This is a genomic window from Mesorhizobium sp. M1D.F.Ca.ET.231.01.1.1, from assembly GCF_003999155.2.
GTDB lineage: Bacteria > Pseudomonadota > Alphaproteobacteria > Rhizobiales > Rhizobiaceae > Mesorhizobium.
The window spans coordinates 143,134-163,546 of the sequence record NZ_RZOZ02000002.1; the positions used below are offsets into that span (position 1 = coordinate 143,134).

The 20,413-nt window shown below is 60.4% G+C and carries 22 protein-coding genes and 1 pseudogene; 6 read left to right on the top strand and 17 right to left on the bottom strand.

Going from position 1 to position 20,413, the window contains the following annotated elements; all coding sequences use genetic code 11:
* Positions 1-73: 73 nt before the first annotated feature.
* The 10 genes from EN874_RS07070 to EN874_RS07105 all read right to left on the bottom strand — a co-directional run bounded on the left by EN874_RS07070 (position 74) and on the right by EN874_RS07105 (position 7,001).
* A complete protein-coding gene (locus EN874_RS07070; protein ID WP_127426054.1) occupies positions 74-553 on the bottom strand; it encodes a hypothetical protein in 480 nt (159 codons plus the stop codon).
* A 257-nt stretch (positions 554-810) separates the two neighbouring features.
* On the bottom strand, positions 811-1,584 hold the full coding sequence (locus tag EN874_RS07075; protein WP_127426053.1) for a recombinase family protein: 774 nt from the start codon (positions 1,582-1,584) through the stop codon (positions 811-813).
* A 2-nt stretch (positions 1,585-1,586) separates the two neighbouring features.
* Entirely contained in the window at positions 1,587-1,826 is a 240-nt protein-coding gene (locus tag EN874_RS33615; RefSeq protein ID WP_168247398.1) for a YobH family protein, read from the bottom strand.
* Positions 1,817-2,167, bottom strand: coding sequence for a hypothetical protein (locus tag EN874_RS33620; RefSeq protein ID WP_168247399.1), 351 nt, complete (start codon positions 2,165-2,167; stop codon positions 1,817-1,819). The genes EN874_RS33615 and EN874_RS33620 overlap by 10 nt, the downstream gene beginning before the upstream one ends.
* 649 nt (positions 2,168-2,816) lie before the next feature.
* The gene (locus EN874_RS07085) at positions 2,817-3,377 is read right to left on the bottom strand and encodes a terminase small subunit (RefSeq protein ID WP_127426051.1); all 561 of its coding nucleotides are present in this window, start codon (positions 3,375-3,377) and stop codon (positions 2,817-2,819) included.
* An 82-nt stretch (positions 3,378-3,459) separates the two neighbouring features.
* Positions 3,460-3,810 carry a hypothetical protein gene (locus EN874_RS07090; RefSeq protein WP_127426050.1) on the bottom strand — a complete coding sequence of 117 codons (351 nt, stop codon included), beginning with the start codon at positions 3,808-3,810 and terminating at the stop codon, positions 3,460-3,462.
* 136 nt (positions 3,811-3,946) lie between these two features.
* Positions 3,947-4,069, bottom strand: a complete 123-nt coding sequence (locus EN874_RS34805) for a hypothetical protein (RefSeq protein ID WP_281061401.1) — start codon at positions 4,067-4,069, stop codon at positions 3,947-3,949.
* Between the two features lies 1 nt (position 4,070).
* Entirely contained in the window at positions 4,071-5,327 is a 1,257-nt protein-coding gene (locus tag EN874_RS07095) for an AAA family ATPase (protein WP_127426049.1), read from the bottom strand.
* A complete protein-coding gene (locus EN874_RS07100) occupies positions 5,327-6,208 on the bottom strand; it encodes a toprim domain-containing protein (protein ID WP_168247400.1) in 882 nt (293 codons plus the stop codon). Before EN874_RS07100 ends, EN874_RS07095 begins: the two co-directional genes overlap by 1 nt.
* A gap of 253 nt (positions 6,209-6,461) precedes the next feature.
* The gene (locus EN874_RS07105) at positions 6,462-7,001 is read right to left on the bottom strand and encodes a hypothetical protein (protein WP_127426047.1); all 540 of its coding nucleotides are present in this window, start codon (positions 6,999-7,001) and stop codon (positions 6,462-6,464) included.
* Positions 7,002-7,028: 27 nt separating this feature from the next.
* Here EN874_RS07105 and EN874_RS07110 point away from each other — a divergent pair, with 27 nt between their 5' ends.
* Positions 7,029-7,289 carry a hypothetical protein gene (locus EN874_RS07110; RefSeq protein WP_127426046.1) on the top strand — a complete coding sequence of 87 codons (261 nt, stop codon included), beginning with the start codon at positions 7,029-7,031 and terminating at the stop codon, positions 7,287-7,289.
* Between the two features lie 60 nt (positions 7,290-7,349).
* On the opposite strand, the gene EN874_RS07115 is transcribed toward EN874_RS07110, so the two are convergent.
* Entirely contained in the window at positions 7,350-7,562 is a 213-nt protein-coding gene (locus EN874_RS07115) for a DNA-binding protein (protein WP_245513496.1), read from the bottom strand.
* Positions 7,563-7,708: 146 nt separating this feature from the next.
* Here EN874_RS07115 and EN874_RS07120 point away from each other — a divergent pair, with 146 nt between their 5' ends.
* The 5 genes from EN874_RS07120 to EN874_RS07140 all read left to right on the top strand — a co-directional run bounded on the left by EN874_RS07120 (position 7,709) and on the right by EN874_RS07140 (position 11,884).
* Positions 7,709-8,149 (top strand): hypothetical protein, encoded by a 441-nt coding sequence (locus EN874_RS07120; protein WP_127426045.1) that lies wholly within the window; start codon positions 7,709-7,711, stop codon positions 8,147-8,149.
* A 5-nt stretch (positions 8,150-8,154) separates the two neighbouring features.
* Positions 8,155-9,405, top strand: a complete 1,251-nt coding sequence (locus EN874_RS07125; RefSeq protein ID WP_127426044.1) for a site-specific integrase — start codon at positions 8,155-8,157, stop codon at positions 9,403-9,405.
* Positions 9,402-10,292: a HipA domain-containing protein gene (locus EN874_RS07130; RefSeq protein ID WP_127426043.1), complete on the top strand. Its 891-nt coding sequence runs from the start codon at positions 9,402-9,404 to the stop codon at positions 10,290-10,292. Before EN874_RS07125 ends, EN874_RS07130 begins: the two co-directional genes overlap by 4 nt.
* A complete protein-coding gene (locus tag EN874_RS07135; RefSeq protein ID WP_127426042.1) occupies positions 10,285-11,073 on the top strand; it encodes an HIRAN domain-containing protein in 789 nt (262 codons plus the stop codon). Before EN874_RS07130 ends, EN874_RS07135 begins: the two co-directional genes overlap by 8 nt.
* 520 nt (positions 11,074-11,593) lie before the next feature.
* Positions 11,594-11,884 carry a hypothetical protein gene (locus EN874_RS07140; RefSeq protein ID WP_127426170.1) on the top strand — a complete coding sequence of 97 codons (291 nt, stop codon included), beginning with the start codon at positions 11,594-11,596 and terminating at the stop codon, positions 11,882-11,884.
* A 407-nt stretch (positions 11,885-12,291) separates the two neighbouring features.
* Here EN874_RS07140 and EN874_RS07145 read toward each other — a convergent pair whose 3' ends face one another.
* The 6 genes and pseudogenes from EN874_RS07145 to EN874_RS07170 all read right to left on the bottom strand — a co-directional run bounded on the left by EN874_RS07145 (position 12,292) and on the right by EN874_RS07170 (position 20,303).
* On the bottom strand, positions 12,292-14,136 hold the full coding sequence (locus tag EN874_RS07145) for a mechanosensitive ion channel domain-containing protein (protein WP_245513497.1): 1,845 nt from the start codon (positions 14,134-14,136) through the stop codon (positions 12,292-12,294).
* 369 nt (positions 14,137-14,505) lie between these two features.
* A complete protein-coding gene (locus tag EN874_RS07150) occupies positions 14,506-15,822 on the bottom strand; it encodes a hypothetical protein (RefSeq protein ID WP_127426040.1) in 1,317 nt (438 codons plus the stop codon).
* Positions 15,823-16,092: 270 nt separating this feature from the next.
* Positions 16,093-17,340 (bottom strand): sodium/glutamate symporter, encoded by a 1,248-nt coding sequence (gltS, locus tag EN874_RS07155; RefSeq protein ID WP_127426039.1) that lies wholly within the window; start codon positions 17,338-17,340, stop codon positions 16,093-16,095.
* 198 nt (positions 17,341-17,538) lie between these two features.
* Positions 17,539-18,550 (bottom strand): annotated as a pseudogene (locus tag EN874_RS07160) (DUF4105 domain-containing protein).
* Between the two features lie 156 nt (positions 18,551-18,706).
* Positions 18,707-19,963, bottom strand: coding sequence for an alpha/beta hydrolase (locus EN874_RS07165; RefSeq protein ID WP_245513520.1), 1,257 nt, complete (start codon positions 19,961-19,963; stop codon positions 18,707-18,709).
* A 76-nt stretch (positions 19,964-20,039) separates the two neighbouring features.
* A complete protein-coding gene (locus EN874_RS07170; protein WP_127426168.1) occupies positions 20,040-20,303 on the bottom strand; it encodes a hypothetical protein in 264 nt (87 codons plus the stop codon).
* Positions 20,304-20,413: the final 110 nt, after the last annotated feature.

The following is a 20,413-nucleotide window of genomic DNA, read 5'->3' on the forward strand; positions in this document are numbered from 1 at the left end:
CCCTTCGCGCGACAGCCACTAGGTCCAACGGTGACACGCCGCCGCGACACGGTGCCCCGTGTCGAGCCGGAGCCTAGCCACGCCGAAGATGCGAGTTCATTGTCACAAAGTGGCGCGCAATGGCAACTTCCATTTCAGCGATCACTAGCTCGTACAATAGCTTAGCGCTCTTTGCTCCGTTGTCAGCGGCGGTGAGAGTTAGATCAACTATTTCCTGCGGGGAGTTACCCATCCGCAAGGTCGGAGCCACAATCTGATCATACCCGGCTCTATCCCATAGGGTATCAGCCTCGTCACCTGCCTCTGTCGCGACTTTTTGCCTATCGCATTCAATGCGCTCTTTCGCCTCTGCAAGTTTATGCAAGAGGTCTTCGAGATCGGCCTGCACGATGGGTTCTCGCTTACTCAGCCGGGCCTTTGCGTATCTTGAGGCTTCCTGCAATTCGGTCAAAGCGTGCATGGCTGCGCCGACAGCCGCGCTGAACTCCCTGCCCGGAACTCGGACGAATTGGGGAGCTTCGGGTGGAGGCTTGCGGCGCAGAAAACCAAACATACTATTCAGTCTATCACCGTCTGGGACTGCAACCCAGACACGGACATGACCCTCTAAACTGACGCCCAGCCCGCCAACGCTCACCACCGGAATGGTGGGGCGTTTCAAATCAACCCTAGACCGTCTCCCCAAACCTGGAATGCCCGCTGGGGAATGGGGCCCCTCAGACCCGGGGTACCCCCGGCCACCGCGAAAGCCCCCGGAGGGGGGCCGGGGGATCAGCCCTGCCGCATTAGCTCCTTGACCTTAGCGATGGGCTACACGGGGTCTCTTCCCGCGTCGTCCTGGTCCGCCTCTGCTTTCCAGGTTTTGGCGCCTCGGCCGATTGGGCCTCGGCGACTGGTGCTAACCTTCGCCTCGGTCGAGCTTGCCGGCCTCGCCAGCATGCGCTGCACGGCCATTTTCGACCACTCGCCGCCCTGCGGCGCGGCAATGCCCTGCTCATCAAGCGTCCTGGCGATCTCCGACAGGCTCATGCCGGCGTCGCGCAGCGGCTGGATGACCTTGCTGACGCCCTCAGCATGCGCCTGAGCCTTAGCCTGGCGCGCCTCGTTCGCCCTTACCAAATTCTCGCCGCCGCCGCGCAGGCCGCCCAATTTCTTCCCCCGCGCCTTGGCCGCAGCGAGCGCCGACTTCGTCCTTGCGCTGACGAAATCCCGCTCCATCTCCGCCACCAGGCTGTAAACGTGCAGCATCGTCTTATCGGCGTTCGGCATGCTGGCAACCCGCAGTTTGAGCTTCGGGTCTTCCATCAGCGTGGCGACGTAGGCGAGGCGGCGGGAGAGCCTGTCCAATTTGGATACGAGCAACTCCGCTCCCTGCTTCTTGCCTAAGGCAATTGCCTTCTGCAACTCGGGTCTGCCGTTGTCGGCACCGCTGCCGATATCCTGGAACGTCGCGACCACCTCGTAGGGCACGTCAGAGTAGTTCTGCAGGAACAACTCGATATCGCGCTGCTGCGCCTCCAGGCCGAGCCCGCTCTTGCCCTGCTCCTTCGTCGAGACGCGAAGGTAAACGACATATCTGCGCATTGTTACAGCCGCACCAAAAACGGACACTGAGCCCGGCCCATAAACCCATTCGGCGAATACCAGAAGTCGATCTCGACGACCGATCGGCCAGTGAAATAGCGGCAATGGAAGTAGTCCTGCGCCTCCCCGGCAGCTTTCCGAACAGGATCGGCCTGCACCAGCTCGCTGCCTACCAGCACGCCACTGTTCGACAGCAGCAGCAAAACGTAAGCCGCTACGGCGGCAATGATTATCACGCGCACTTGTGCGTCTCTTTCACCCTGTCGGGCTTCCTCAACTTGACGCGCTCTCTGAGCCGCGCCTTGGCGTATGTATCGGTAGTCGCGCCGAGCGCGGCCTGATGGCGGCCGAACTGCATGGCGCAGCCCTGGCCGCAGAAATACGGGTCGGTGAACGACGCGCCGTCCCACACGACGGCACGCTTGATCCAGCGCTCGGCGTCAGTGACCCAAGTGACGCTGAGCACCGTCTGCACGCCGGTCAGGCGCTTGACCTCCTCAATGCTGTCGGGGAACTCGCTGAACGACTGGTGGTGGCGGTAGCGGGCAACGTGCTGCTCCCCGAAGGACACGTCGCGGAACACCCGGCGGATAGTCCGGCCACAGTTACGGCAGAGCGGGCGAGTCAAAATTCACTCCTGGGGAGAGAGAAAGGCGGCCCCATATCGCCAGTCGCCCCGCCAACCGGAACCCCCTTCCGGTGGCCGGCCGGTTGCCGCCGGCCTCATGCCCGCTGCGCCAATGCAGCCGGGAAGTTTTTCATTTTAATGCCATGGTAACATATGTCAACGACCGTTGTGTAATGTTACGACCTAAACACGGGCGATTGCAAGGACCTTTTGATGAACTCCGACGGCAGTTCAAATACCCCGACACCGAGCGGCGAGTGGCGAAAACAAAATGCCCCTTGCAGTCGCGCTGTGGGTGGATTGCCGTGGTATCTTGCGCGGTTGGTTACTGATACGAGCTCGGGCGGGACCGGTTGCCGCTGAGTGCGCGATTGCTACATGCATCACTGGTCCGCAGAGGAGCGTCGCCGCTCCTGGTGAAGCCACTCTGAAGCCACGCCAACGACCGCCCGGCGACGCGCGCCGGCTGGCCAGGGTTGATAGCCGCCGGGGTAACGTCCGGCCTGCGGATCCATATATTCGGACAGATAGGGTCAACCGAAACGGCGCAACACAGCAAACGGGCGCGAAACGGCGGTCCGCACGTCGAGTTCACTAGCGCCGTCTAAAAGCCGGTCGGCTTGGCCCGCTTTGCCGCCTTGGCTCGCCGAATGGTTTCGATGATACCGATCTCCTCCTCCGGCTCCGCCTTCTCCGGTTCGGCAGCGGGCTCGCCGCTGCCGGACTGCTGGTCGAGCAGCTTCGGCGCGAATTTTTCCTGCCACTGCTCCAAGCTCATCTGCTCGACTTGGCCCGGCTCGCGCATAGGTTTGCGGATCACACTCTCAACCTCGGCCCGGTCGACAATCAGCCCGAGGAGCTTCGCCTTGCCCAGAGAGGCGGCAACCGCTGCCGCCATTTGGTTGTGGTCCAGTGCAGCCGCGCGTGCTTCCTCCAACTCGGCTACGATGCTTTCGACCGTCACATCAAGCCGCCGCACCTGTCGCGCCTGCAACTCGGCGACGCGGGCGGTGATCTTACCATTCCTGACCAGTTTCGCTGCCCCGACTTCAGCGGCATTTCCGGTCGACCGATAGCCGGCCTCGCAATACGCCGCCTTGCCGCTCAGGCCCTTGGCGAGGCCTTGCGCGAACCGCTCGTGGCGCGTGTTTCCGAGGATGGGCATAACCGAGAGTACTGCAATGCACAGGCGGTTGCCACCATAACAAGCCACGAAGGGCAGCCTCCTAAGGCAGAGGCATCATCGTCTACCAAATTACAAAGCCACCCGAATGGCGCAGGAATTCGCTGAACTTGCGAAAATCGTTTACCGAAAGGTCCGGACGCGTGCTGTCGTCCAGTTGCTCGGCAAGCTGGTTGCGCCGGGCGACACAACTATCCACGACGCCCTCTTCTATGCAGCGATCGACCCTGTCGGCGAGCGCGATGCTACCCGCGGCTTCAAGGCCGTCACCATCATTTGTAAACCAGTGCTCGCAGGCTCGGGTTTCACTCGGGGCAAGATGAAGCACGATTCCGATAAGGCTGGACCAGTCCCAGCACCAAAAAGATTCGCCACTTAGTGCATCGGGGCGCTTTCCGCGAATATCCATACCCATGGCATTTTCTCCTTTCCAAACTGGTGTTCGTGGTGAGAAGGGCTACGTCGTCGCCCCTTTTTGCTGTGGGACCAACGTGACCTTGCTCGGTGTGCCGACCCTCGCGATTTGCGCCATCGGTGCGCCCTTGGAAAAGTCAATTGGCGCACCTCAATGCGCCATTGAATTTCCTTAGGGCACCTTCATCAATGGCGCGCCCTGCTTTGCGCCAATGGCGCGCCATCAAGTTTTGCCAATGGCGCAGGGCTGAAGTGATCATTTCAAGCGGTCCTTCCCGGTCGTTTCATGTCGTCGACGTGGAGCCCTTCGCGGTCCTTTCGAGCGACCTGACTATGGTACGTTTCCTTGAGGAGCAGGCCGGTTTTGACCCACGCAGCGACGATCTCGCGGCATTGTTTTTCTGTTTTCTTCGCTGCGTGCTTCTGGACCACTTTCCAAGCAGCGCGCGTCGTGGCGGCACCGGCGTCGGAGTAGCGTTCGCCGTCCGGCATGCCGGAGTCTATATCGGTGAGGATCCGGTTCACGAGATCGTCGGTGAGCCCTCCCCACGTTTCTGGCGGGATCCACTGCTCGATGGTCTGCACATTGTCGCCGTCAGGATAGAGGTCGTTGCCGTTGCGCAGAGCGACGCTGACCAGCTTGAACCACTTCGCAGCGGCGGCGGGCGGCGTGATGTTCACCTTGCCGCTGTCTACCCTGATGTGGAGCCGCCGATCGGCAGGAGGAACGCCGAACTTCTCCGCCTCGTCCTCGCTCATTGTCGTCAGCGTATAGACGAGGCGTGCGCCGTCCTTGATGGCGCTGGCGCCGCGTCCCCGGTCGGCGCTGCCCGGATTGGCACCGCCCTTTGCGGTGTGGTGCGGCACGTCAATGGCGATATTCATCTCGACGGCAAGGTTGGCTAGCAACTCGATCACTTGGTCCATCTGGTTGTTGTCGTTTTCGGTCAGGCCATGGGTCTTCACGAAGGGATCGAGACAGACGAAGTCGATCTTGCGGCGTTGAATGGTCCGTTTGATCGTCTCAGCCAACCCACTGACTCTAGGCTGCCCTTTGGCGTCGAGGGCCATCAGCTTGCCAGCTCTGCCGCCCGGCGCGGCTAGGAAAAGGTGATCCTTGACCTCCGCTTCGGAAACGCCATGGTGGAGCATCGCTGCCTTGACCCGACGGCGCAGTTCGTCTCTGTCGTCTTCGAGCGAGACAAGAAGGACGCGGCAGCGCTGGAACACAAACTCCCCCGTCAGGTTGCGTCCCGTCGCCAGCGCGAGCGCTTGGGCGAGGCGCAGCGCAGTCTTGCCGGTTCCGCCGTCCGCGAGCAGCGAACTTACGAAACGGCGGCAGAAGACATTGCCAAGCAGCCATTGGCGGGGCGGGATGGTGTCCGTGTCACCACCAGCGTCCCACTCACCGAGATCGGGCTCCCGCTCGCTGCCGTTCGCTTGGCGCGTTCTGTCGATCTTCTCCCGCAGAATCGCCTCGCCCTCTTCGCGCAGGATGTCGTTGGCATCGCGGGGCATCACGTCGCTTCCGTTCCGGGAATGCTCAATTCGGCATGAATGCCGCGTTGGATCAGCCGTTCGACCAAAGTCGTGGCGTGGCGACGACCGGCGACATCGTCATCCGTCAGCACGGTGACGCAATCGACGTGGCCGGGCACCTGATCCGCCAGTGCCGGCAGCCGCGAGGCCGATCCTGCGGCCCATGCACCGAGCCCGGTTGCCTGATGCGCGCTCAGCGCATCCTCGATGCCTTCAGCGACGGCCAGTCCAAGTAGGTCGTTCAGGGGCGCTAACACGATTGGCCAGCCCGCCGAGCGCCCAATCATCATCTTCGCTGGCTCCTCCGCCTTGCCGCTGCCGTCTGGCCGGAGCCGCGTCAGATGCACGCCCCGGAGCTGCCTGTCAGCAGTCGCCAGACGACCCGGCTCGACCTCGCTGGCCATGCCGAACGCTGCGATCAGGGCCGGAGGGTGATCGTCGCGGGCTGGCAAGAATCCGAGCGTCGGCGGCAGCGAACTGGAGATCGAGCGCGCCTCCCGCAGGTAACGTTCGGCCGGCGAGTCTTGGACAGGCTGGCGCATCGACCACAGCCACACGGCCTTGCGGCGCCGTTCCCTGGCGGTCTCGGCATCACGCGCGGCGATGGCTTCACGGGCGCAAAGCATCGCCTTCCGCTCGGCCTCGCCGATCTCACGGCGTCCGCCGCCATGGACAACGCCATGCTCGCCGCAACGGGCGCAGTGGAAGGTGATGAAGCCCGGTTCCGACCAGAGCCGGAGCACCGTGCGATTGCGGTTATATGGGTCCCGGCGGTCTGGGCCGCACAGCGGGCAGGCGACATCTGCGACTACGCGGCCGTCGGCGAGCCCAGCGAGATCGGAATAGGTAAAGCCCGTCATTGCCTTCTCGCGGGTGTGAAGACGTGCAGCCCTTTCCCGTCGAGGACGTGAACAGGGCCGCCTAGCATAGTCGCGACATCGCTCATGAATTCCGCCCGAGCCGCCTCGTAGGCTGCGGAAAGGCGGCGCCGCTGACGGGCCGACAGTTGAACCGGAGGCCAAGGTACCGCGATGCATTGCAGGCCTTCAGGCCCGTAGCTAAAGGTCACCTTGTGACCGTGCGGCAGGCGGAAGCTTCTCCGATAAACGTCCCTCATCGCTGCCATCCACGCGGATAGAAGTGGGGGCCCGCCCGGTGGCTCGCGTCGAACCGAAGCCAGACGCTGTCCTGCGTTCCGGTATGCTTGCTGTCACGGAACCATTTCAGGCGTGGGAGGCAGACAATATGGCTGCAGTGGTTGACCAGCGCCGCCGAGCGCGCAGCGTGTGCCCAACGCGCCGGCGCCAGCGTCCACAGCGGCCTGATCGTCATCAGGTGCCGAATGAGGTTCGAAAAGACTGGGTGCGACCAAGGCAAGTTTGTAATGAGCATGTCCGCGTCGCCGACCTCCCTTTCGGAGAGCATCAGCGCGTCTCGTTCGACAATGTCCTCCCGGCCCGGAGAAAGGTCGAAGGCGGCGACGCAGCGGTGCCCATGCGCGGAAAGGTGGTCGATCAATGCACCGTTACCCGCAGTCGGATCGCAGAACAGCGTTTGTGGCTCCAGCCATCGCAGCAGCGACGGCACCGCGGTTGCCGGCGTCACATAGAAGTCGTGCGGAACGGAGGCGAATTTCCGGTTGAGCCGACCCATCGCTCAGCCCCTCCATCCATTGCCGCCGTGGCTGGCCTTGCGCCGGCCCACCCCGATTTCGTCAACGGTCACGAGCTTCTCGGCGGCGAGGCTATCGATATCGTGTTTCCGGAAATCGAGGAGTTCGCGGTAGGTCTCGACCTGTTGCCGAAACCGGCACGGATGGTCTCCGCAGAAAGAACCTACGACGAGATCGTGCATCGTGACGGCACGCGCTGGCCGTCCCTGCACTGCTTGCAAAATGAAAGCAGGTTGACTATGTCTGTGATCGATCTGGCCGCCCGCTAGGTCACTTTTCTGAGCCGCCCGCAGCCCAAATGCGGGCGGTTCCGCATTGGAGGTCATGATTCATGCGACCTCCGTGTCCGGTGCAGCTTCCCCCACGAGGGCTGCGCGCAGCTTTCCGCGTTCCGCTACCCACTGGTCTCCGACCTTCTTTGCCGGAACCCTCCCGGACTCAAGCAGCCAGTACGTCTGGCGCGGGCTGCGATTGATCTCCAGTCCGATGGCCTTTGCGCCCCACACGAGATCAATCGCCTGAGAGTTCACCCTTTCGGTCATGCCTGCTTCCTCCGTTTTCAGCTCGTATTGCGGGGCCTCACTGTGACGATGTTATATCATGTGTCAGTCTTCATTGACATTCAAGTGTCAATTGCATATGACAGGATGATATGCGAACATATGGTAAGATATCGGGGAGAATGAAAATGGCCGATGACAAAGCGAAGACCCAGCGCCGTGTCTATGTGCTTCCGACCGAGTTGGTCGATCGCATGGTCGCGTATCAGCAAGAGATGGGGCTAGCGTCGGAGGTCGAAACCGCGCGCAGGCTTCTGGACGAGGCCTTGAAGCACCACGATACCGCCCTTTCCATAACTCGTCGCTTTCAGGATCGGTTGAAAGAAACAAGGCTGCTTGCCGACATTGCCAAGGATGTCCTCATCGGCCACCCGCTGCTTTCGACGCTGCGCATGGAACTTGATCGCATCGAGTTCACGCTGACGAGGGGTGATCAAATCACAGTGCACGCTGATGGTAGGGCCACCATTGTGGACCCCGAGACTTCGTGGCCGAGGAACTTGGATAAAGACGGTATTGATAGAGAAAGTGTCTTGAATAGAGACAGCATCCGAGACCCAGGAATCTGATCCGCATGTCAATTCGCAAGCGCAAATGGAAAACGAACAAGGGCCTCGAGAAGGAGGCATGGGTCGTCGATTACCTTGACTGCAAGGGTATCCGCCGCCTGAAAACGTTCGCGAAGAAGAAGGACGCCGACCAGTTCGAGGCGACGGCCAAGGTGGAGGTCAGGGAAGGCGTGCATGTCGCCGACAGCGACAGCGCCACCGTAAAAGCCGCCGGCGACTTCTGGATTGCCACTGCGGTGGCCGCCGGGCTCGAGCGCGGGACGATCGTTCAATACCGCCAGCATCTCGACCTCCATATTGTGCCGGCCATCGGCGAGACGCTACTGTCCAAGCTGACGGTGCCGGTCGTCCGATCTTTCGAGGATCAGCTGCGCGCCAATGGCGTCTCTTCGTCCATGGTTCGCAAGGTGCTCACCAGCCTCGGGTCGCTCCTCGCCGACGCTCAGGAACGCGGTCTGGTTATCCGCAATGCGGTCCGGGAGAAAAGCCGCGCCCGCCAGAAAGGCAAGGATAGGCGGCAGGAGAGGCGCCACAGGGGCAAGCTGAAGGTCGAGGTTGACATTCCCGCGCGCGAGGAGATCAAGGCCATTGTAGGAACCCTGACAGGCCGCTGGCGGCCAGTCCTGCTGACTGCGATCTTCACCGGGCTGAGAGCCTCAGAGCTGCGCGGGCTACGGTGGTCAGACGTCGACCTCGATCGACGAGAGATCCATGTTCGCCAGCGCGCCGATCGGTTTAATGAGATCGGGCGGCCGAAATCGGAAGCCGGCGAGCGCACCGTCCCGATGCCGCCGCTTGTCGCAAACACGCTGCGGGAATGGCGTCTCGCCTGCCCGCGCCCGCGAACGGGCGAGGAGGACGCCGACGGCGCCTGGCTGGTCGAGGAGATGCGTCCCGAGCAGCTCGTCTTCCCAAATGGTCAAGGGAAAGTGGAATCGCTATCCAACATCATGCAGCGAGGCTTCCTGCCCGCCCAGGTCGAGGCCGGCGTGGCAATCGACACCGGCGAGAAGGACAGCGAAGGCCTGCCCGTCATGCGGGCCAAATACACCGGCCTTCACGCGCTGCGCCATTTCTACGCCTCGTGGCTGATCAATCGGCTTGAAGACGGCGGCTTGGCATTGCCGGCGAAGATGGTCCAGGAACGTCTCGGCCACAGCTCCATCACGCTTACGATGGATACATACGGGCACCTTTTTCCAAGGGCTGACGATGCCAGCGAATTGGCCGCAGCTGAAAGCGCCTTCTTTCAGTGACCAAAGCCTATCCCATTATCGATGTCGAAGCCGAAGCCGAAATCCCAGAAAGCTTGGGCACGAAGGAGAAGTTTTGGGTCAGGCATGGCGAGAAGTTAAGCCTGGTGAAGTTCGGACGACCGGACACGGGTGAGGACTGGGCTGAAAAGATCGTCTGTGAGCTTGCTACCCTTTTGGGGCTCTCTCATGCTCACTATGACCTGGCAACGTTCCAAGGGAGGCGATGCGTCATCACACCGTCTCTTGTTGAGGACGGCGGTCGATTAATCCTAGGAAACGAATTAATCGCTCACTCGACCAAAGGCACCGCTGGAACCCGCGAATATCTGCAACGAGAGCACACGGTCGGGCGAGTGCTCGCTGCCCTCGCGGTCAGTCTCCGGCCGCTTGTTCGCACTGGATGGCACAATTTCATCGGCTATTTGATGCTCGATGCTTGGACGGGCAACACTGACCGCCACCACGAGAACTGGGGGGTTATTCGGTCCAGTGATGGAACGGTCCGGCTCGCCCCAACGTTCGACCATGCCTCTAGCCTTGGCAGAGAACTATCCGATGAAGAGAGAGCCAAGCGTCTCGCGACGAACGACATCCGATTTAAGGTCGAAGCGTTCGCTGCAAAAGCCCGCTCCGCTCTATTCGCAGAAGTGACCGACAGGCGACCCTTGGGGACAATAGACGCATTCGCACTAGCTGCTCGGTCAAATCGAAGCAGCGGCCTCTATTGGCTCAAAAAGCTCGAATCCATTTCCGAGGCCTCCGTCGAAGGGATTTTTATGATGGTGCCAGCCTCCGTCATGAGTGTAGCTCAAAAAGAGTTCGGACTTCGCCTATTGTTAGCAAACAAGCGCAGGCTTCTCGAACTGCGGGAGCACGGCCATGAGTGACGTCTTCTTCATCAATTGGCAGGACCCGATTAGTCGCCGTTGGTACACCGTCGCTAAGCTCCAGCGCGCGTTTGGCCAGTATATTTTTGCCTATACGTCTGGGTCCCTGCATTCGCCAAACTTCTCGCCCTTTGCTGGACTGACGGACCGCAATTCAATCTATGTCTCGCCTGAACTGTTCCCGATTTTTGCGAACCGCGTCATGAACGAACGCAGGCCAGAATTTAGCCAGTACGCTCGGTGGTCAGGGATTTATGAAGATCGGCAGCATACAGATCCGCTCTTGCTCATGGCTCGCATGGGAGGAGGGCGAGCTACAGACACTCTTGAAGTCCATCCCGTCCCGGAACAAAATCCCAACGGGTTTTATGAGACTGTCTTTTTTTGCCACGGTGTGCGGCATGTCCTCGAGCAAGCTCAAGCCCGAACGCTCGCGCTTCGTCCAGGCGAGCAGCTATTCCCGATGCTCGACTTTCAAAATCCGTTCGACCCTGACGCAGTCGCACTTAGATCGAGCGACCCGTCCGCAATGATCGGCTACTGCCCCCGCTATCTTGCCGGTGATCTAAAGAAGCTGGTCGCGGCGACCCACAACTCCATTCGAGTGTCCGTGAAGCAAGTGAATGCCGACGCACCGGTTCAATTTAGATTGCTTTGCGAATTGGTTAGCCCGTGGCCGCCAGGTTTCAAACCTTACGATGACGAGGACCATCGAACTCTCGTCTATTTTCAGATCGAAGATCTGGCTCCCGAGCTGCAGAAACGTGCTGCTCGCAATTAGCCTTCGCGACACAAACGTGACATGGAGCCACCAAAGCCTTGCGCTACAAGGACTGTAGGAAGTTTCCTAATCTGTAGGTCACAGGTTCGATTCCTGTCGGGATCACCATAGTTTTCAAATACTTAGCGAAATTATCGCCGTACTTTTTAGCGAAGCTTTTGCGAAATAAGTACGGCAAATTTCGCAACCTGAGCGGGCCCGCTACTATCCCGAGGACGATCACTACCTGATCAACAAGCCGGAACTCGTCAGCATCACGTCGTCTATGGCGACCTGGTCAGCCCGTAGGACTGTACAAGCGCTTCGCCTTGTCCTTCGTGGTCAGCAGCATGCGTCACCGCGGCTTCTCGAACACGCCAACGATGTAGGTTTGGCCGGCTTGTCGGTCATCGGCTGATGCTTCGCATATGTTGGCGCGAGTGCATATCTACCCAGCCCCGCGATTTCATCGGCCGAAATATCCTTGCCGTTTTGCAGGACCGGTCCATACTCATCGGTCGGGAGTTCGGTTGTATTGACCATGAAAAGTCTGGCGATCGCCTTTCTTGCCGGGATGGCAGTTTGTGTCACCAGCGTCGCCGATGCGCGACTGGACGCGCGCGTGATGACCTGCGATCAGACGCAGGCCCTGATCAAAAGCCATCGCTCGGTGGTTCTGACCACCGGCCGCAACACCTACGATCGATACGTCCGCCAGTTCGGCAACGAATGCGACTGGCCGGACGTGCCGACCGCCGCCTCGGTCCCGACACGCGACGGTCAATGCCGCGTCTATCGCTGTCAGGAACCGACCTTCAATCGATCTCCTTGAGGTTGGTTTCTCACTCTCGTGCATGGCGCGTCTATTTCGCAGCTATTTCGGACTCTTTCTGCAGACACAAAAACCCGCCGCTAGTTTTTCAGCCTATTGTGCACCGCGCTCCGCTACGGTCACGCCGTCCACGACTCTATCGCTCGGGCGCAGGACAACACGCCCCCCTTGCGGCAAGACCCAACCTCCGCCTGTTTGCCTGACCGACCTTAAGCGCGGCTTCGGCGTTCCTGAAATCGCGAATCTGTCACGGATCGATCACGGCGACGCTCCTTGTTCGCTACGGCCCGCGCCCGTCCAAGGATCGCGCCGGCTCCAGACGCCTAGCCACGCAGCATTGAAGGTCCAGACACGCGCGATGTGATCAGCATACATCAGCACGTCATAGCCTTGACTATCCGGAATGCTCAGGTTGCTCCGGGATTGGATGTCAGTGGCTTTGGGACGGCCTGAATGCCGTGTTCCTGAAATGCCTGATGCACGGCGATCAAAGCGGCGCGGCGGATCATGAAGTGTCTGCCCGCTTTCGCCTTGAATTTGGCCCGGATGACCAGCGTGCCGTCCTCAACCTCGGCAATTCCCTGGCTCTTGAACGGCTCGAGCAGATCTCCAGCAAGGTCCGGGTTGGCCGACATATCCTGCCCGATCTTCTTGAAAATCTTGCGGACTTTTTCGACATCGGTGTTGAACGCAACGCGAAAGACCAGTTTCTCTATCATCCAGTCGCGGCTGAAATTCTGGATCTTGCCAATCTCGCCATAGGGAATTGTCGCCAAGGCACCGCGTTGATGGCGCAGGGAAACCGACCGGACCGAGATTTTTTCCACGGTCCCCTTGGCGCCTGACGTTTCGATATATTCGCCGAAGCGGAATGCATCGTCGATCAGGAAAAACAGCCCGGAGACCAGGTCCTTCACCAGCGTCTGCGAGCCGAAGCCGATGGCCAGCCCGAACACGCTCAAGCCGGCGATCAGCGGCCAGACGTTGACCCCGACCGACACCAGGATCGAGAGCAGCGCCAAGGCCAGAATGCTCGATTTGCCGACGGCGCTGATCAGCGGTACCAACGTGCCCAGCCGTGAACGCGGCGCACCCAGCGCCTCCTCGTCACCAGCTGCGGCGGGCAATTCCGCGCGCAAGGCGCGAGCCGTCGCTGTGCCGACCACGTTCCACAGAAACGCCGCCACCAACATGATCAGCGCCACACCAGACGCGCCCTTGATGACCTCTCGCAGATCTATGCCGAACCCGGCAGCCAACGGTGTCGCCCAGAGTGTTCCCAGCATGGCAATCATGGTGGCCACAACGGTGAAGCGGGCGGTCTGTCGCCCTGCCGCTGCCAAGATCGAGATGTCACGAGACTCCAGTCCGCGCTGCGCCCAGTTCCCGATCATTGCGTCGAGATGCGGCGCGGCGAGAAATATCAACCCGGTCAGCAGAACGACCGACCCACGAAGCGATGCTCCCAGGGTCAGTGCGGCCTGAGTGCTGAGAAAGGTGATTATCAGGAACGCGATCACGATTGCCGGCCACATTTTGGCGAGACGGGTGCGCCAGCGGCCTCTGGGGCGCGGACCGGCGACGGCGGCTGCCATTGTGCGCCTGTGCCGCCATACCGCCCATGCAAACAGAAGGTAGATCGGAATTCCCAAGCCTGTTCGCAGCAGATCCCCCAAGGCCGGCCCGACGCTCCAGAGCCGCAACGTCGCGAGCAGCGTAGCGCCGATGATCGCCAAGCCAATGGCAAGCGAGAGGTCGCGCACGAGCGCCTCCAGATGGACGGAGCGCTCCGCGAACTCGATTCGCCGCGATGCCATCAAGAGCGATCTGACGGCGGCTAGAATGATGAAGCCGAGCACAGTCACCACCGTCCAAAGGCGAAGGGTTTGCAAAGGCAAGCCAGAACCGGCCAGCAGCCGCGCAGCAATGAAACCGATCACCAGCGCCACCACGGTCGCCGCCGCGCCAGCGAAGAATCTGCGCCATGCGCTACTTGTGGCACTCGGCTTCCTGAACCGCCGGGCGAGCAGGATGAACACGCCCGCGACGAGCGCAACAACCAACACAATCTCGAACAGGAGCGCAAGGAGAGATGTTCCCCCGGCCGCAAGTGAGGCCCTCAGGTTTTCAAACTCGACGGGGACGTCGCTCAAAGCGGCAAACCGCGCGAACAGTCCGGAGACGAAACGCTCGGCGAACTGTTCGAAGCCCGAAATCAACGAAGTAACGTCCGTGTCCGCCGTCGTGTTCACGATCTCCCCCTCTTCAACGCCTCGGAAGCCAGTTCCGTCGGCCGCTGTCTCGCTATCCAGCGCCTAACCGTCGAACAATTCAAGCTTTTCTGCCTGGCCCCTTACCCACGCGGGGTCCGAGCGCACTGAACTTATCGGCCCAGAGCGCAACGACCGCGCCAATGTCGCAGGTCTGATTTGCGCTGCCTCTCAAGCGTTGTCTGTGGCTTTCTCCTGCTCGACTTTCGGAAAACCAACATCTCATTCAGCTCTCTATTTGAACGCCTCCCCGTAAGCACGTACGCTGCCAAACGACAATGGCCCATTCGACGGGCAGTGCTTCATCGTAGCAGAGTGGGAGTGTTGAGAAGTTTGCGCGGCATACCATCACTAGCTGGGAGGTATCGCGACCAGGAAGCCACTGGCCAGCAGATATTCATAAAGATGCCGTAGCGGCGGTGCGGGACGCAACTGATCGGCAGTTATCCATTGCCCGCTGCCGTCAACCTCCCATCCGTGTCCCAGTTCGGTCTTGAGTAGGTGTAGCAACTCCTCGCGACGGCACGGATAGGCCAGAACGCGCACGTTGGAGCCGAAAAGCCGCGCGATACCCTCGAGCAGGCGGCCTTCCAGGTGCCGATATCTCACATCGTCGAAAATCCGCATCAAGGCAGGCAGCGGCACGGCAAAGCGCAATGGAGCCTGCGTATATCGACGCACGAATGCGGTGGTGCGGTACAACTGGCGATGCCGCGTCATCATTGCTGCACCCTTGCCCATTGCAGGTAGCGACGTATCAGAACCGACGATCATCAGGCGCACGTCGATCACATCCTTCACCTCAGGATTGCCAGCGACCTCGCGGCGAAGCGTTTCCAGGCACGCCGCAATCGCTTCCGGTGAAAGGTCGTCGTGCGCGTCGCTCGCCAGCGGCACTATGACCACAGACTTTTTATACAGAAATTCGTTGGCAGCGACGGCCGCACCCTCGCCGTCCAGCGTCACCGCCTCAGCCTGGCCGTCACGTGCCAAGGCCGCATGCAGTTCGCGCATGTCGCAACCCGCGAACGCGCTGCCACGCATCACGATCTGATCAATTTCGAGGCGATCGTTTGCGAGATTGTCGAACATCCTCGCAGGCAAATCGCCGGGGACTGCCCGCTCATTCAGCAGCGCATGCAGCAGGTTCACACCCAGAATGCCCACAGCCTCCTGCTGAAGCAGATTGGCATTGTCGCGAAGGTTTACGTGCAGCAGAATGTCGCTCGCCTCGGCCCGTGGGTGACCCTGAAAGCGGACACCGATCCAGCCGTGGCAATCGTTGGTGCCCGCAAAGTTACGGGCGGCGATGGTATCGGCGAAAGCGAATAAGCGCGTGTCTTTGCCGCGGGCATTGCCGACCTGTTGCACAAGCGATTTCCATTCACAGTCGAGCATCGCCTTAAGCCGTGGCGCGGACACGTAGCGCGTTCCGGAGCCGTAGAGGTCGTCGCTCACTTCCTTGTCGTAGGCTGAGACGGTCTTGGCCACCGTGCCCGACGCGCCGCCAACGCGCAGAAACCATCGCGCCACTTCCTGACCCGCGCCGATCTCGGCGAACGAGCCGAAACTCGTCGCATCGAGATTGACCTCCAGCGCCTTCTGATGCGTGTCAGCTACGGCGCTGTCGGATCGACCAGTCACATCGGCAGTGGCAGTATCGTCCATGGTGGGCCTCTGTGGTGGACTGCGGTTGCGTCTCAATACTGCCGCCCAACACCACGCGCAATTGATCCGCTGGGCGAGTTGGTCGCTCCGAACGAGTAGCAAAGCCAGCTGCGCCGTATGCTTCACCTGTTGCTGTTGAACCGCGCGAAGATCGCCGTTGCCGATGAGGCCGACAAACTTGCAACAAGCATAACGAGTCGGCTTTAGGGCGGCCAGCGGCATCGCTATGCCAGTCGATAGGCTGCCGCTCGTCAGACCGCATCTGTCGAATCAGCGCCCCGCGATGCCAAGGGCATTCATGTCGAAGAGTGGTAACGCGAGGAATGCCTTCGCAACCAGCGCATTGGCGAGATCGACGAAGAACGATCCCGCCAAGGTGATGAGCAAGAACGCCTTCGGAGCGGGACCGTAACGGCGCGCCACCTCATCCATGGTCGCCATCGCGACGGGCATTGAAGATATCCCAAAGCCGAGGAACCCGCCGACCGTAACCGCTGCCTCATAGTCCCGCCCCAGCAACCGGAATAGAACGAAATAGGCAATCGCCACGATGACGACGATCTGCAGCAGCACGTTGACGAAAAGTGGTCCGAGGATAGCGGCAACGGCAATCAGCTTTGTGCTCATCAGGCTGAGCACCAGAAACAGGTTCAGAGCGACCTCGCCGCCCTTTTGAATTGGGTCGGAGTCCAGGCGGATGCGGGTCCAGTCAGCAAGGTTCGTCAGGAAAACCCCAGCGAGCATCGCCGAAAGGAACCCAGGCAGCAATAGTCCCGCGCCCTTGGCCCAGCTATTGAGCTTGTCGCCAAGAAAGACCGATACAGCGACGATCAGGATGGTCGCCAGAATACTCTCAAGGTTACCGCGACCCTCCTGAGATGCTCCCGGCGCCTCCTTTTGCGGCTCGGCGAAGGAGACCTCAGTCTGCAGTGCCGCAACCGGGGAAAGTTTGTGACGCCCGATCAGCCAGCCGGTAATGGGTCCCGACACCAGAGCGCCGGTGATGACGGCAACAGTCGCCGCGCCGGCTCCGACAGCCTGTGCATTCTGAAGCCCGACGGCCTCCGCTTCCTTCGCCCAAGCAAGTGCAGTCCCCGGCCCACCGACGAAGGAAAGGCTCCCGGCAAGGAGCCCGTAGAAGGGGTGTGCACCCCAAGCCGCGACAGCGATGCCAGCCAGATTCTGGAAGACCAGCAGAAGCACCGTCACAGCGCAGAGGATGACCAACGGACGGCCACCTGCTCGCAGCGCTTTCAACTTTGCCGACAGGCCGATCGTCGTGAAGAAGACAAGCAACAGAAGATCGCGGAGCTTTGTGCCGAAGGCGACCTCGGTTCCGAACATGACCTGAACAAGGAGAACCAGCAGAGCCACTATCATGGCTCCGATCACGGCGTTGGGCATGTCGATGCGTTTCAGCATTGGAACCATTTGACGGATGCGGGTTCCCGCGAGCAACGCGATGAGACCAATGATCAGCGTCGCAAGTTCCGGAAATTCGATATGATCTGCGGCCATCGGCACAATTCCCCGTCTCGCGGCTCTGCGAGCGCACCTCTATCATCGTCACTACCAATCTCGTTTCGGCGAATGGCCAGACGTCTTCTTGCGATGCAAAAATCACAACCGCGCTGCTTAGCCAGCTTACCACCAATCGAGATCATCAAGTCCGGAAAACGCCCCATGGCGCTTCGATCCCACCCTCGAGAACTCCCATCAATCGCCAGGGCCGGAAGACGGCACGCCAACACGGATCAATCTCGAAAAATCTAGCGAAAGGCCCGACTTCCGCGCTCGGTCGCCTATGTGGGCTAACTGCCTCAAAGTCGACAATGGCAAGCGGGGTGTCGAGTGCACCCCGTGCATAAGCATAGTCGGGAAGATAGCCGTTGACGATGAGACGCCAGTCGAAAGGAACCACATCGCCGACAGCGCGCATCATCTTGACGATCGTGGTCGTGCAGTTCGTCGTGATGGAATTGTAGAATTTTGGCGTTGTGGAAAGCGCATTGGCATCGGAGACGTATTCCAGCAGGAGCGCCCGGGCCGCGTCCGGCGAGGCTTTTAGCCGATAGATCTGGACGTCCTCTCCGCGAACGTTCGACCTGACGCCGACAACGTCTCGCTCTTCAGCCGCGATAATGACCAGGGGATTGCTCTTGAACAGGTCCGCTACGGGCGAAAACTCGCCACCGATACGACGCCGCACCTCGATGGACCAGGCAAGATGGTCACCCCCTGAAAAGCCAAAACTCAGGATGACATGGGCGATTCTCGGTCCAGCCCAATAGGACATGAAGAGGTCGACGGTCTGAACGGTGGAGAGGTCGTAGGTTCGCGTTGTCCAACGTTCGGTGAAATCAGTGTCGCTGCGCCATTCGAAGTCGCGCACGTCTTTCAGCGTCAACAGATTTCCATCGCGCGTCCCGGTTACCTGACGGGCGACATCGGGCGCCCAGTCGGCGTCGCCCAAAGGTTTGATGGTACTCCACCAAACCAGAACCGTGACGAAAGCCGCGAGAAACAGGACGAGCCCCCCGAAGCGAAAACGGCTGAAGAGCGCAATGACGGTGCCGATGCCGAACAAGATGAAAAGGGCGCAGGCCATAACCCGTCCAAGCTCTGCCAAAGGCAAGCGGTACCAGATGGCAAGCCCGGCCCAGGCAGTGAAAATTGCAACGGCTGACGAAAGAAGGATGGCGAGCGAGATGCGAGCGATGCGATGCATTCATTCCCCTTCCAGCCAGACAGGACCAGCAGAGGCGTCGCTTCCAGTGTGGACGGGCTCGCTCTGCCCTCTGAAGGCCATTTTCACGGAACGTTCGACGCAACTTCGAGATGGGGCATCAATAAGCTTCGCTACCACTATGGCCTCGTTGAACCGCTATTTCTTGCACCCCTTCGTGGATGCCGCGGGCAGGTCGCAATTCTTGCTGCCGGTATTCGATTTCTGGCTTGGGGAGCCGGTCAAACTCTCGACCTCGTTGCCGTAGTTTTCCCTGGTGTTCTGATCGACCACTGCTAGGGGTGCCGAAATCACCAACCCTGCAGCGCTGCCGGTCACTGCCGCCGCGCCGGTCGTCGCTTGCACGATTGTGTCGCCAAGGCCGACCCTGCTGTCGGTCAGGGTCTGGCCGGCAGCCATCCGCGCCCCGATCAACTGGACGATCTGCGGTGACGAGGCGAACTTACCGTGATTCAAGCTGTCTCCGGATTTGACTTTCGTCAGGTCGATGACGGTTACATTGTTGCTCGCAAGTTCTTCCTTGTATGGAGCCTCTTCCGGATTGATAGAGCCGAGCCGCGGGATGTTGCCCCAAACCCGCCGCGAAAATGCGAGCGCCCGGTCATCCTGCGAGACAAACAGGGTGAACTGCGGGTGCTGTTTGCCCATGTCGGCAATCTGCGTGCGAAACACGTCGACATCGACATCAGGCGCTGCCAACATGACGTTCTTGAACTTCGCCGGCAGACCGCCATTGCGGATGGCCATCTGGCGCAGGGACTCCAACGCCAGCCAGTTGCCCATCGAATGGGCGAGGATCGAAACCTCTTTTACTTCGGGATCGTGCGCCAGGTATTGGAACAGCGTCTCGAGCGCATCTCGGGTGTAGTTGGTGCTTTCGCGATCGTAACCATAGGCCAGCGTACTGCCTCGCGAAGGCCATGTGACCAGGATCGGAGCGCTGTCGGTGCCGGTGTCTTTCGCGATCTGCGCAAAGCGATAAAGGGAGTCCTCGAAGCGGTTGTTGAAACCATGGATGAAAACCAGAACGCTGTGGTCCGGGCTCTTCCTGACGGAGGCGTGTAGCCACTCCTTCGCGCCATCCCGTGTTAATTCTTCGGCTTTCACCACTGCGAAATCGGTAGCCGGGTTTGAGGGCAGCTTCTTGGGCCAGGCGACCTCGCCGACCTTGCGCGCCGACACTGGCGGGATCGACACCGTAATGTCCGCAAAAGAGGGAGCGCTTCCGCGCTCGCCCGTATACATCTCGGCCGGATTGGCTGAGCGAGCGCGCGTCGTCGTCACCAGCATTTCCACCTTGCTGGATGACGGGGACGTATCGGCTACGGGCAGCAGCACGTTTGTGGGACGAGACGCGCAGCCGCCAACCAGGCCGATCAGGGCGAATGCCAACAACGCGTTTGTGATACGCTCGACTTTGAACTTGCTTATTACGCCGGTTTTCAAAACACCCCCCCAAATGCCGCCGACTTTACTTGATGCGGGCGACGCCACCCGAAATCTCGATCGTTTCCGACCCGGTCAGGGGCTCGAGGTCACCATTGGGCCAGGTGACGAAACAGCCGTTCGGACAGAATTCCACGGTCTCGCCGGCATGCAGTGCAAGCTTCGTCTTGCCGCCGCCTTCCGTCACGATCAGCGTGCGGATCTCGCTGTCCTTGTTAACCACGCTGGCAGCCAAAGCCGACCCACCCAAGGCAAGAACAGCAATGGCGGCGACGAGCGACTTCAACACTTCGCACTTGATGGACCGATTTAACGGCGGACAATACTTAAACTGCTTTGTCAGCGGGGTCGTGAACCACCAGTTCCGGTTGATCATGAAGCGGCCTCTGCCAACGAGTT